The organism is Acutalibacter sp. 1XD8-36, assembly GCF_009917525.1.
Classification (GTDB): domain Bacteria; phylum Bacillota; class Clostridia; order Oscillospirales; family Acutalibacteraceae; genus Acutalibacter.
In genome coordinates, this window is sequence record NZ_QZDU01000021.1 from 1 (window position 1) to 11564 (window position 11564).

The following is an 11564-nucleotide window of genomic DNA, read 5'->3' on the forward strand; positions in this document are numbered from 1 at the left end:
GGTCTTTCACCTCAAGCTGGCCCTGCAGCGTGTCAATGGTGGCCTGCAAAACGTCAACTACACCGTCAACCTGACCGTCAACTTTGGTTGACGCGCCGTCAACCAAACCGTCAACCGGTTGATGGTTTTGGTTGACGACAACTGTTGCGTTATTAGGCAAAAATGCCGATTTTATCAGGTTTTCACCGTCAACCGATACCATCAACCTACCGTCAACCGTTGCCGTCAACCCCTGTAAACTGGTTGACAGTGGTTCACTCTTCATCTTCTTGAAAACAGCCTGCTTTGATACACCCAGCTCATCCGCTATCTGCCGGATTGTCTTCACTCTGCTCTCTCCTTCTGCTCGACTTTAGGTCCGAACTTAGAACAAGTCGCTATGAGTTCCCGTCCTGGTCAAGTACAAGATTAGCTCACCGTCTGACACCTCATAGATTAGCAGCCAATCAGGGGTGATGTGGCATTCCCGGCACCCAGCATAATCACCAGACAAACTATGGTCCTTGTATTTTTCCGGCAGTTCAGCACCTGCGGCAAGTGTATCAACCACGCTGCCAATCAAAGAGAGGTCATACCCTCGTTTCCTTGCCGTCTTTAGGTCCTTCTTGAACCTTCCGGTCTGGACAATCCTGTACTTGTTGCTCATGTATCCAGGTCCTCCAGAAGCTCTGCAAAGCTGCCGTAGGTCTTCTTGTTTGGATCTTTCTTCAGCTCCTGCACTTCCGCTATGGCAGCAATCGTATCTGCATTCGGCGTTCCATACTGGATAACGCTCTGCATATACCGCACAATATTTCCCTTCACATTCTCGCCGTTCTTCACAACGATGCTCTTATAAGCATTATAAATGTCCCTGTCCATCGTAAACGAACAGGTAACCGTCTTCTGGTTCATAACGATGCCCTCCTTTTGTTACTTAGTTATTACACTTAGTTATATTAGTATATTTGCTTCTTTCTACACAGTCAATACCTGTCATTCATTCACAACGTCTCCAACAGCCTTGCCGTTCATGCGTCCCCCATCCGTTCCAGAGGGACACTGCCCCTGCCGCCTCCGGGCGGTAACCAGGGCCACATTGTCCTCCGCCAGCCTGGATTACTCCGCCCAGTTTTCAATCTTGAGGCCCGGCACACGCTTAAACTCACGGACATTATTTGTCACCAGGACCATATTTTCGGCCCGAGCATGACCGGCTATCAGCATATCCATAGGCCCGATTGGCGTACCAAGCTCCTGCAGCCAAGCTCTGATAGCTCCGTATTCAGAGGCCGCAGCCGAGTCAAACGGAAGAATAGTCAAAGGAAACAGGAATCGGAGCAGCGCCCGCGCATTCTTCACTGAATCAGAACTGTGCTTCATGCCATACTCCAGTTCAGCTAAGGTAATGGCTGAAATACATACCCCATTACTTAGTTCTTCCTTAAATTTTACTAGTACCTTCTCTGGTTTATTTTTTATAACATATATACATATATTCGTATCTAACATATATGTCATAGGCTCTCTCTCTCTTTCTGAATCCCCTGGTCCCGACCATCCTCGAAGATATCACTGGTAAACCCATCCAGACCATCCATAAAAATCTTCCATGCTGACTCTTTCGGTGCCAAGAGGACTGCATCACCAAGCTGCTGTACAGCTACCTCATCCACATTGAAGCGAAACTTCTTTGGCAGCCGAACCGCCTGGCTCCTTCCATTCTCAAAAATTTTTGCCGTGTCCATATACATTCGCCTCCACAATTAGTATATATCATGATTTATATTTTGTCAACCGAACTATCCCACCACTTCCGAATAGTCTTTGGGTCTAATCCCGTGTCCCTATGGCAGTCCACCTTTCGCCCCTCTGGGTGCTGTAGCCGCCACTGAGTCACTTTGTTCTGCGCTGATGGTCTTCCCGCCCATTCATAGTTGGGATAATCAACTGCCTGTACGGCCCGCGCTCGTTTCAAGTGTTCCTCCTGTTTACGCCAATTTCTCTTATTGACCGGCATAGTCAGACCTGAAAGCCTGGCTATATCATCTCTGGGGAACGTCACATAATCCTCGTTGAACATAGAAAGTGCTGCCTCTACATCATCTTTTGTGAAGCGGTTAATCTTCTCCACACTCATATCATCGTAGGGCTGTAGCAGAGAATAGGCATCCTGACGCAACTCCTCCTCCGCAATACCGCACTTCTTGGCATAGATTGCCAGGGTCATAATCCCATGATAGCGGTGCCCCACCCGAATCTCGCTGCGAATCCGCCGCAGCCACCAGTCGTAGAGATCCCTTTTCACCGTCCAGCAGTTCCGGCGTTCCCCCCGCACGACCCGGCGCTCATACCAATCCGGATACTTCTCTTTTGCCTCAGCCAACGGCATACTTGCCTTTCTCAGAATTCCTTGGAGCTTCTGCCGCTCCCCATTGGAATCCGGTATCCACTCCAAAAGGCTGTTCAGCTCCACCCGATCTCCAAACCGGAATGCCACCACCGGATATCCCGGTCCTAGCTTCGTCCCAGAGCCAACAATACGAAACCCCTGCATCAACCCCTGCATCTGCGGCTGTTCTATGGAAGATGTGAACCGATTCCAAATCTGTCGGGTCAGGGAATATTTCAATTCTTTCAGATAGTGCTGATTCTGAGGGTACATAGGAACCGGCTCTGTCAGGACATAGTACAAATGCAGTCCAGTCCCACTGTTTACAACAAAAGTAGCCTTGGGCAAAATCTTATAGTCCATCTGGTGAAGCACATCCCGGAGCTGAGGCATTCCAACCCCGTCCAAGTCAAAAGCCAAGGCATAGAGGTACCGCGCCATTTTTCCCGACCGCTGTTTCCCGTAATAGGAAATAGGGGACATGATAGTGAAACTAGTGTTCCTAAGCTCATCCAGCTTCTCCAAATCATCCGTAATGGTGTACCGATGTGTCCGTCCATCCCCTTCAATCTCTAAGGCAACTCCATTCACAGAGCCTCCCTTCCCTGGCAAAGTTACAGCAATACCATTGGCTTTGCCATCCTTATAAACGCCTTTACGCTCAAAGGAACCCTCCGGGAAAATCTCCCGATAGAACACAAACGGCTCCACAACATCCAGACACTGAGCCAAATAAGCATTTTTCTCTAAATACAACACCTGATACTCCGCCAGGGTGCCACCAAATGCATTTTCCACAACACAATCCTCCGCAAAAATCGAAAGAAAAAGAAGCAAAAAGAAAAATAAGGATGCCCTTCGGGCAATATAAGGGGGGAAGGGGGAGCAAAAGAGCGCCGCCTACGGCGGCTTAAAGAGAAAGTCACCTCCCCCTTCCCCCCTCGCTCCAGCAGTGGAAATGATGGAAAACCCTATGGGTTTCCCACATTCCCACAGCCTCCGCTCACCCCCTATCCCCCTCCGACTTTCTCCAATCACCGATGAACCAATGAAAAAAGATTTAAGGGCTTTAAGACCATAGGGGGGCGTTTATTATCAATACTTTTTTCCCTATTTTTTCTTTGGTCAAAGTATAACTCATATGGCCGATTTTTGCAAGTGATTTCAACCCAACATTTTCTGGTTTCCTAGAAGGAATTTAATTACCAAAAAATATAGGGAGGTTATATTATCAATGAGTTTTTCCCTATCTTGGAGGCCACATACAAGACCGAAATGGTAGCCAGCAACCATCTGCCATCCCTTTTGTACTAGAACCGAGTGCAAACGGGGTTCTAGGTACGAGCCAGCAACGCATTTGTCCGGCAAAGAGTCCGACATCCTGTCCGACACTTTGCGTCAAATGCCCGTTCACACGGTGCGGTTAGGGGGAGCCTCCCCCTAATACCTCTGGTGGTGTATCTTTGCCGCTGGCGCAAGCCCCACCAGAACGCCCTAGAAGGCCACAGAAACGATTTTGAGCCACCAGTAGTGAAAGTACACGCCAAAAGCCATGAAGGCCCCCTACACGGCCACTAAGAGGCCGTGTAGGCCATCCAACCATTTTCTACAAAAGAGAAAGCGCGAACTGCTGCACTGGCAAGCTCACGCTTTCTCTTTACTGGGGGAATCACTGGTCATAGTGGCCCTTGCAGGCCATAATTACCAGCGTGTCACCGACCAGCTTATACGTCAACCGGTCGGTATCGTTGATACGACGGCTCCAAAGACCAGCCAAATCGTATTTTAGCGGCTCAGGTTTGCCGATACCATTGTATGGGTTCCTCTGAGCGTCCTTGATTAGGGCGTTGATCCGCTTGGTGATGGCCTTGTCGGTCTGTTGCCAGCCGCAATAATCCTCCCAGGCATCACTATCCCATTTTATATCCCGCCCCATCAGTCAACCTCAATCAGCTCGTGGCTTTCCAAGGGAAGAGTCCCGGCATTGAGAGAATCCAGCTTACTTTTGAGGTAACGGACATTGCTTTCAGAATAGAACGGGTCCGGATCAGCGGTGATTTCAAAGGGGATACGCCGCTCCTGCTCGATTTTCTTACAGCAAACAGTCAGCATGGTAGTCAAGTTCATTCCCATTCGCTGGCCGATTTCCTCCAGATTCTTCTTCAGCTCCACATCCATACGAAAATTGACGTTTACGCTCTGCGCCATAGTTACGCACCTCCAAACTTATTATACGCCAAAAGCAATGCAATGTAAAGTGATTTCTTTACACTGCATTGATTTTCATCTGCTTAACCCTCAGCTTGGCGCTTTTTCTTCTGCTTCAAAGGATTCCGCATCTCAGCAGGAACTGTCCCCAGCGGCCCTGTGTGGATGAGGCTCATCTCCCAATACTCTGACCGGAAGTTCGCCCGCAGCCGATACTCCAGCATAAAGTTTTCTTCCGAGTTCCGGCTGGAATCCTCGTCCATTTCAGAAAGGCCGAGCTTTACAGCCACAATCTGCGGCAAATCCGTCTGCAGCAGCTCATGAACCTGCTCCGCCGGCAAATCGACCTCATAAGGGGTCTGTATCACAGTTTCCCATGCCCATATATGCTCCCGACGAGATCCAGCTCCGCATTGGTACAACCGGGTTGAGGAAGACAGCACCACAAACCCCGTATGCTGTTTCTTCGGTACTACGCCTCGTTCTGCATTGGCCCGTTCCCGGCAAATCCGTTTCAGGCCAGCATTCAACTTCTCTTGCGCGGCATTCTTGTCCTGTTCCATCTGTAAAGCTGTCTGTATATCCTTGACCTCCTTCGCCGCTTCCCATCGGGCACACTCTATCTCATGGTTCGCCTGTTTCTGAGCTTCCTCAATCTGATTCTTCGCGTAAACCCGGGTCTGTTCCAGTGTTCGACAAAGGTCCTCGTACTCCTCACGGGGAAGAACCACATGGGAGTACCCGTCCTTCTCGTCCTCAACCGTCCTATAGCCGCCCATCATGCCCTTTTTTGCAAACTCTACGATAACCCCCGCCTCCTTACAGTCCTCGGATGTAGTTGTCCGCTACCACGTTAATCCTGTTATGCCCCAAAGCCTTGCTGCACACCAGCATGGCAGTCTTGTCCAACTTCTTCCCCGCCTCGTCCTTCCGACAAGTGTATACCTGGCTCTGGTACCGCCTCCCCGTGCCTTTGCTTATCCGGTCAAAAGGTATCTCCTTAATCTCCCTGGCATGGGCCTTATAGATGGCCGTGGCGTAGTCGGACCGATAGGAATGAATATCCGCGCTCTGATGGACGTGCTGCCAGACGATTGCCCCAACCGGCGTACTCTGTATCCGCTCCACGATCTGCCCAGCGTTCTTCCCAATGATTGGCGAGAGCCGTTCCCGGCCTCCCTTGCCATTGCGCACATAGACGAAGTATTCCTCACGGAACAGCTTGGTATCCCGCAGGACCTCCACGCGCCGGACCTCCTGCGGCGTCAGTTGCTCAGCCGGAACCTTTTCCAGCTGAGCAAGCTCCTGGTCAATCTGTGCCCTGGCCATCAGATCGCCGCCCCGAAGTGCTGCCAGCTCACTGCGCCGCAGTCCTGTGCCTTTACAGAACTTGATTAGTTCATCGTTATTTGCCTCAGAAAAATGCTTGTCCCGCACCCGGTCACCCCGGCTGCGGGTAATATCCTCTCGTCTGCGTTTTGGCGGGGTAAAGTACCCCTCATCACCTGGGCTGATACCGTAGAGCTTCCCCAGCGCTTTGGCCTCCACCTGAACTGTCCAGGCGGAAAGCCCTTGGTCCGCCCGAACCTGGAGCCACTCGTTCACATACTTTCTGGCGCTTTTCAGCGTGGTACACTCCGAATGGTTCTCCTTCATGTACTGGAGGAAATACTTGGTGTGTTTCCAATAAGTTTGGTAGGTATTAAAGGAGAAAATCTTCTCCTTGTCCTTCCCAGCGGCCGCCGCGGCCCGCTTGCTCTCGCCGAACGCCTGCATCGATACCAGCTTGTCATAGGCTTGCTGGTGCAGGTCCTTAAAATAGGTCTTGTTCTTTCTTCCCATAGGCTGCTACCTCCTTCAAGCGTTGTGCCCTGGTCAAGGCACTTCTTGACATTGCCTTGACATCCTTTTATCTGTTTAAGCTAGGCCGCCTCAAGCTTCCCGGTAGGGCCAGCCATCGGCAAAGGAACACTTTTTAACGTCTTATGTGTGACGGGAAGGAGCCAAAGGCCCCCAACACTTTTGACCGCTTATGTGTGCGGCCCGGAGCTTATACAGCGCTCTGGGATACGTTCAAGAAGGTTGTGCGCATTTTAGGCAGGGTGCGCATTTCAGAGAAAATACGCATTTTTCCTAAGGAAAAGCCCGTTCAGAGGGCAGATAGCGGCATCCCACAGAGTGGAAGCGCCCATCCAGCCGCTCCTAAATGCGCACAGTGCGCACGGAAAGAACCGCGGCACCAGTCGGATGATACACTAGCAGGACAACCGTGCTTTCACAAGGATTACTTACACTGCAGCACACGCAGAATCCGATTCGCAAAAGGCTACTAAGGCAAGTCCAGCGTGTGCAAGGGGTGCATCAGCCCTGTCGGACTTAGAAAAAGAATTTTTGTTACAGTGCCAGTATAGCATAATCCAGGGGAAAAGTCAATAATATAATCTGGTTATTTGAAAATATAACGGTTTACCCGTTCACACATAGTGCAAACGGGTAAACCGTATTACACTTGCCCCAAAAGCTCATATAAAGTCGAATAATACAAGACCCCAGTGCTACAATGCACTGGGGTCTACTGTTTACTTTCTTTTTTGTTCTGTTTTGGGGTCTTATTCAAATGGGAACCGTTCTACCGTAAAATATCCTATCCCAGTTGTGCTATAAGTACTGGTTCTTACTCCAACCGTTGTAGATGAGGTCCTACTTCCATGAATGCTTAAGAACTGATAAACGGCTAACTTTGTCGCAGATGCAATGCTTCTACCAGTACTCATATTTGTGTATCCCAGGTTGTAATTTTGGCCCGGTATCCTTGTGGCATATGAGCGAATTTCCCAGGCTCCACCTGTGGTAGTTCTAAAGAATGTAGGGTCACCTGTAGCTGTGGGGCTACCCATGTAGGCTGTGCCTTGAAAGATAACTTTTTTAGAGCTGAGAGGTGTGGCACTTGCTTTGACAGAGGGAGCTAAGGTCACCTTTTCCACTGGTATATCCCAATCTGGAAAGAGTGTACTAAAAGTAGGCAATTTTTCTCTTGTCCCAGTTCTCCTGTCACCAATATAACCTTCATAACCATCGGCTATCCAATTATTGCTGTATATAATTTCTCTTCTTGCTTCTAAAATTTTATTTTCAATGGATTTTTGAGCCTCGGTTACATCCATACCAATATATTCAGATATATCTATCTGTGTTTCATTGCCGGAAATCCTCTCTTGGGCTGATTTAACGTCAATGTAGTTTGGAATATCCCAATTGGGGTAAAGCTCACTGAATTTGGGGAGGACTTGGAGGACTTCTCCTGTCCGCGCATCTCCAATGTACCCTTCAAATCCGTCAGCGACCCAGTTGCTACCCAAGATAGTAGCATTTCTGGACAGTAGAAGTTGAGCCTTTACGTCTGCCTTTGCTTTCTCAATGTCCAAATAGGCATAGTATTCGGTTTCTTTGTCTACTGTATCAACTGAAGGCTTATCGGTGGTTGCCGCAAAAGCAGATAGAGGACTTATGACGCAAAGGACCACAGCGATAAGCAGTGCAATAAATTTTTTCATATGTGGCATCTCCTTATTGCCTTTTTAGAATTAAAATGCAGAACCGACAAATCGGACCGCAATCACGAGAGTTTGTTCTTTCCCGCCATCAGCATCGGTTGAATATGAAAAAGTACAGAGAGGGACCTCTTGGTTCATCTCGATTGACTGAGAAGCGTCAAGGAAATGTGTATCTAAAGATTCTTCCACAAAAGAATCTCCTGGCTCTATCGTGTATTCTGTTAGTCCACTACAGTCGATGACCACATGCACCAAGCCGTCCATTGTCTCTATGTACAGCCTGCCAGTTAGCTGGCTGACAGGCTTTCTCTCTTGGCCGATGGAAATCCCACCATCTAACAGTGTTTCCGATTTTCCATCTACCACCCGGTACGCTTTCAGCTCTATGGAAACGGCTTCTGGTGATGAGGTGAAATAGAATGCCTGCGACAAAGGTCGGGCAGGAAATTCTTCTTTCCATCGAAGGCGAGCACCTTGTCGAACATAGTGACCGTCTATGGGGTGTAACTCATACATTTTATTTGCTGCACAGCTGGACAGGAAACAGATGCAGAGAGCCAAGATAAGCATAAGTTTGTGTGGCGCTCTACTTGAGGACAATGGCATATGTCCCATCAGGTAAACCATTGCTGAGTTTAATCGGCGATTTCCCCTCGGCATCGTAAGTTTCTGTTCCTACGATAATCCCCATCGTAGTGGATCTTGTAAGAGTTCCTTTTGTTTTATTTAGATAAGGAGTGAACTTGACATAGCCAGTTTTCCCGGAGGGAACTTTGTATGTCACTGAAAAGTTTGTACCCGTAGACAGAGAACGTTGCCAAGTAAAGCTGGCACCGATTTGTATAGCCCTTTTGATGGATGAACTTAAAGTAACACCGGCACTGTATGAATCGCTAATCGTAATGGATTCCCCATATGTGATAGAAGCAGGCCCTTTCACGTCAGCGGTAACTTTTACTGCACTGCCACTCACTTTTGAGGATGAACTTTCCTTATAAGAGTAAGTGGTGTATGGCATAGGCGTAACATCCCGCTCTAGCATAGCTGGAACATCTGATTCTTCTGCACTTGAGATTTGTTCTGAGTCCAGAGCGTTTAGTTCATGCACATACTCTAACAGATCAACAGGGACTGTTTGGCCATCGTCATCAAAACGGAAGGCTTCCACTATTGTTTCGCCAGAGAGTTTATTTTCGAGAAAAACCGTCCCATCTTCCTGACGGTTTACTTCCCATTCTTCGGAGCCAGTTGCAGAAGCAAAAGAGCATACCGAAAAAACCAGTAACAAGGCCACAACCAAAGAAACTACACGTTTCATCAAAAAACCTCCTTAAATTGTGTCATCGAATGTTTACAAGCGTGGGGGTTTTAGTCCACCCATACGCCTCCCTTTACTGTGATTGAAAAACCATTACCACGATTTGCAGCATAAAATTTATAACTTCCTTTTGTTGTTGTGCCGATTGCTACACCATAGTAATTTTTCATATCAACATCTGCAGTTCTTTCAAATGTTTTTGTTCCTGTTGCCCCAATAGTCATTTTACATGCCTTATCTGGGCCAATGGAACACGTGATTTCCTCGCCATCTCCTACAACGAAGCTACTACCATCCGGCATAGAATAAGTCGTTTTCCCATTGGGGTTAATTGTATTGGAAGTAATAGTCCAATTCCCTGTTTTACGGGCCTTATCCACAACCGTATTCTCTGATTTTTCTGAAAGCGTTTCGATAGGTACCTCAGCTTCTGCCACTAAACCATCCCTAGCCACTACCTCTGCCAAGTTATGCTCTTCAGAAATTTCATTAAATTGTTCTTTACTCACTTCGTACAAGCCACTGTCATCAAAGTAGAAATACAACAATGGCTTTTCATCTTCTGCTTGCATAGAAACCACACCATTATCTGATGTTTTCTTCGCCTTTACCTCATCTTCAGGAGTAAACACTTGATAAAACTCTTCATCGCTAACTCGTTTCCCCTCATCTCCATCAAAAATGTACTTGATGGTTGGTTTTTCTTCGTATTTGGGCGTAGTCAACGCAGCCGATGGAACCGCAACAGCAATTAATAGCGCCGCAATTCCAACTAATGCTCGCAATTCCAACTAATGCTAATGCTTTTTTGAACTTCATTTTAAGCAACTCCTTTGTTATTAAACTAATAATTTACATATCCAGAAACGTTTATTCCAAACGCAGAATTGTTTCTTACAGCAAATGTGTACTTCCCTCTTTCCGTAATCTTGATGGCTAGATTAATGCTTCCATCTGTCACCGTCACATAATGGAAACGCCCGTTAGGGCCAACCAACCCAACATCTACACTTGCTGAAAATGGAGCGTATGATGCCTTGATGGTAATTACCTCGCCAACCTCCATGGGAAAACTGGTGCTGGCACGCATAGAAGAGTTCGCTTTAACGTCAATGGTAAAGCGGCTAGTCGCTCTTGCAACAGGCTGGTTACCGTCTGACTCTACAATCTCAACTGCGGACGCTGGGAGACACACACAGCTCAACATCAGGACTAACGCAAGTATAGTACACAGACACTTCTTCATGCTGTTCCTCCTTACTTTTAGTTAAAATTAAACTCATCCAGGGACTCTGAACTCAAATTCCCGTTGCTCATCTCGTCAAGTGGTACTTCCACACTCACCCCTTCCTCTGTGCTGTTTCTATGTACGACCAGGAGAATCACAAGGGTCAAAAGCACGATAGCTAGAACAACTATCCCTGCAAACCTGACCCAACGCAGCCTTGCTCGTGGTCGTTCTGGAACAGAATCTGTAATCTCATCGCCTTCGTTTGATGTGCTTTCTTCCTCCGCAGGAGACTGTTCCGGCCCTTCCATCTCCGATTCATCCAAGAGGGATTCCAGCGGTACCTCATACAGGAGACTCAGGTCCTTCAAGCGTTGCACTGATGGTGTCGTGGACCCGCTCTCCCAGTTAGAAACGGACTGACGGGAAACATTCAGCCGCTCAGCCACATCGGCCTGCGTGATTCCTCTTTTCTTGCGGAGACGATACAACTTTTCGCGTAACTCCATCTCCTGTTCCTCCTTCAGTTTGCCACAAATCCCATTAAATGTAAACCAAACTTGGTTTACATTTACGCAAGTCTGACTTGCGTTTTTAATTTTATCGTGCAATTTATTATACAATCAGCCAGAAAACAGTTTTCTGAACCAACTGCGTTTCGGTTCTTCCTGCGTATCACTTTCACCTTCGCTAGTGAGCAGATGCTCCTTCATCGTCCCTGCATGAAGAGCCTGGGCCGCTGCCGCTGTCTGCTGGGCAGTGGTCAGAGCCTCGGTAAGCTGGAGAATAGTCTGGGCCTGCTGTTCGATCTGCCGGTCTTTCACCTCAAGCTGGCCCTGCAGCGTGTCAATGGTGGCCTGCAAAACGTCAACTACACCGTCAACC

At 48.1% G+C, this 11564-nt stretch carries 15 protein-coding genes and 2 pseudogenes; all 17 read right to left on the reverse strand.

The annotated features are described in order from the left end of the window. Positions 1 to 328 (reverse strand): annotated as a pseudogene (locus D5270_RS15730) (hypothetical protein); the annotation flags it as partial. Between the two features lie 36 nt (positions 329 to 364). Beyond that, positions 365 to 646 (reverse strand): type II toxin-antitoxin system YafQ family toxin, encoded by a 282-nt coding sequence (locus D5270_RS15735; protein ID WP_166544981.1) that lies wholly within the window; start codon positions 644 to 646, stop codon positions 365 to 367. Further along, positions 643 to 894 (reverse strand): hypothetical protein, encoded by a 252-nt coding sequence (locus D5270_RS15740; protein ID WP_166544982.1) that lies wholly within the window; start codon positions 892 to 894, stop codon positions 643 to 645. Before D5270_RS15740 ends, D5270_RS15735 begins: the two co-directional genes overlap by 4 nt. A 204-nt stretch (positions 895 to 1098) precedes the next feature. Further along, entirely contained in the window at positions 1099 to 1500 is a 402-nt protein-coding gene (vapC, locus tag D5270_RS15745; protein ID WP_166544983.1) for a type II toxin-antitoxin system tRNA(fMet)-specific endonuclease VapC, read from the reverse strand. Next, positions 1497 to 1727, reverse strand: coding sequence for a type II toxin-antitoxin system antitoxin VapB (vapB, locus tag D5270_RS15750; protein ID WP_166544984.1), 231 nt, complete (start codon positions 1725 to 1727; stop codon positions 1497 to 1499). Before vapB ends, vapC begins: the two co-directional genes overlap by 4 nt. 35 nt (positions 1728 to 1762) lie before the next feature. Further along, on the reverse strand, positions 1763 to 3169 hold the full coding sequence (locus D5270_RS15755) for a hypothetical protein (RefSeq protein ID WP_330587549.1): 1407 nt from the start codon (positions 3167 to 3169) through the stop codon (positions 1763 to 1765). 871 nt (positions 3170 to 4040) lie between these two features. Continuing rightward, positions 4041 to 4307, reverse strand: a complete 267-nt coding sequence (locus D5270_RS15760) for a Txe/YoeB family addiction module toxin (protein WP_166544985.1) — start codon at positions 4305 to 4307, stop codon at positions 4041 to 4043. Then, positions 4307 to 4579 (reverse strand): type II toxin-antitoxin system RelB/DinJ family antitoxin, encoded by a 273-nt coding sequence (locus D5270_RS15765; RefSeq protein WP_166544986.1) that lies wholly within the window; start codon positions 4577 to 4579, stop codon positions 4307 to 4309. The genes D5270_RS15760 and D5270_RS15765 overlap by 1 nt, the downstream gene beginning before the upstream one ends. Before the next feature lie 83 nt (positions 4580 to 4662). Continuing rightward, the gene (locus D5270_RS15770) at positions 4663 to 5361 is read right to left on the reverse strand and encodes a hypothetical protein (RefSeq protein ID WP_166544987.1); all 699 of its coding nucleotides are present in this window, start codon (positions 5359 to 5361) and stop codon (positions 4663 to 4665) included. Positions 5362 to 5398: 37 nt separating this feature from the next. Further along, positions 5399 to 6421, reverse strand: coding sequence for a hypothetical protein (locus D5270_RS15775; RefSeq protein ID WP_166544988.1), 1023 nt, complete (start codon positions 6419 to 6421; stop codon positions 5399 to 5401). Positions 6422 to 7188: 767 nt separating this feature from the next. Continuing rightward, entirely contained in the window at positions 7189 to 8133 is a 945-nt protein-coding gene (locus tag D5270_RS15780) for a hypothetical protein (protein WP_166544989.1), read from the reverse strand. 30 nt (positions 8134 to 8163) lie between these two features. Then, positions 8164 to 8649 (reverse strand): hypothetical protein, encoded by a 486-nt coding sequence (locus D5270_RS15785; RefSeq protein WP_166544990.1) that lies wholly within the window; start codon positions 8647 to 8649, stop codon positions 8164 to 8166. A gap of 70 nt (positions 8650 to 8719) precedes the next feature. Continuing rightward, positions 8720 to 9451: a DUF6060 domain-containing protein gene (locus tag D5270_RS15790; RefSeq protein ID WP_166544991.1), complete on the reverse strand. Its 732-nt coding sequence runs from the start codon at positions 9449 to 9451 to the stop codon at positions 8720 to 8722. A gap of 50 nt (positions 9452 to 9501) precedes the next feature. After that, positions 9502 to 10242: a hypothetical protein gene (locus tag D5270_RS15795; RefSeq protein WP_166544992.1), complete on the reverse strand. Its 741-nt coding sequence runs from the start codon at positions 10240 to 10242 to the stop codon at positions 9502 to 9504. 53 nt (positions 10243 to 10295) lie between these two features. After that, a complete protein-coding gene (locus tag D5270_RS15800; protein WP_166544993.1) occupies positions 10296 to 10697 on the reverse strand; it encodes a hypothetical protein in 402 nt (133 codons plus the stop codon). A gap of 17 nt (positions 10698 to 10714) precedes the next feature. Beyond that, positions 10715 to 11188 (reverse strand): helix-turn-helix transcriptional regulator, encoded by a 474-nt coding sequence (locus D5270_RS15805; RefSeq protein ID WP_166544994.1) that lies wholly within the window; start codon positions 11186 to 11188, stop codon positions 10715 to 10717. 114 nt (positions 11189 to 11302) lie between these two features. After that, positions 11303 to 11564 (reverse strand): annotated as a pseudogene (locus tag D5270_RS15810) (hypothetical protein); the annotation flags it as partial.

Coding starts and splice junctions, on each gene's coding strand:
- D5270_RS15800 (WP_166544993.1), bottom strand. CDS start 10,697: ATGAAGAAGTGTCTGTGTACTATACTTGCGTTAGTCCTGATGTTGAGC.
- vapB (WP_166544984.1), bottom strand. CDS start 1,727: ATGGACACGGCAAAAATTTTTGAGAATGGAAGGAGCCAGGCGGTTCGG.
- D5270_RS15735 (WP_166544981.1), bottom strand. CDS start 646: ATGAGCAACAAGTACAGGATTGTCCAGACCGGAAGGTTCAAGAAGGAC.
- D5270_RS15775 (WP_166544988.1), bottom strand. CDS start 6,421: ATGGGAAGAAAGAACAAGACCTATTTTAAGGACCTGCACCAGCAAGCC.
- D5270_RS15785 (WP_166544990.1), bottom strand. CDS start 8,649: ATGTATGAGTTACACCCCATAGACGGTCACTATGTTCGACAAGGTGCT.
- vapC (WP_166544983.1), bottom strand. CDS start 1,500: ATGACATATATGTTAGATACGAATATATGTATATATGTTATAAAAAAT.
- D5270_RS15805 (WP_166544994.1), bottom strand. CDS start 11,188: ATGGAGTTACGCGAAAAGTTGTATCGTCTCCGCAAGAAAAGAGGAATC.
- D5270_RS15760 (WP_166544985.1), bottom strand. CDS start 4,307: ATGGGGCGGGATATAAAATGGGATAGTGATGCCTGGGAGGATTATTGC.
- D5270_RS15765 (WP_166544986.1), bottom strand. CDS start 4,579: ATGGCGCAGAGCGTAAACGTCAATTTTCGTATGGATGTGGAGCTGAAG.
- D5270_RS15790 (WP_166544991.1), bottom strand. CDS start 9,451: ATGAAACGTGTAGTTTCTTTGGTTGTGGCCTTGTTACTGGTTTTTTCG.
- D5270_RS15740 (WP_166544982.1), bottom strand. CDS start 894: ATGAACCAGAAGACGGTTACCTGTTCGTTTACGATGGACAGGGACATT.
- D5270_RS15770 (WP_166544987.1), bottom strand. CDS start 5,361: ATGATGGGCGGCTATAGGACGGTTGAGGACGAGAAGGACGGGTACTCC.
- D5270_RS15780 (WP_166544989.1), bottom strand. CDS start 8,133: ATGAAAAAATTTATTGCACTGCTTATCGCTGTGGTCCTTTGCGTCATA.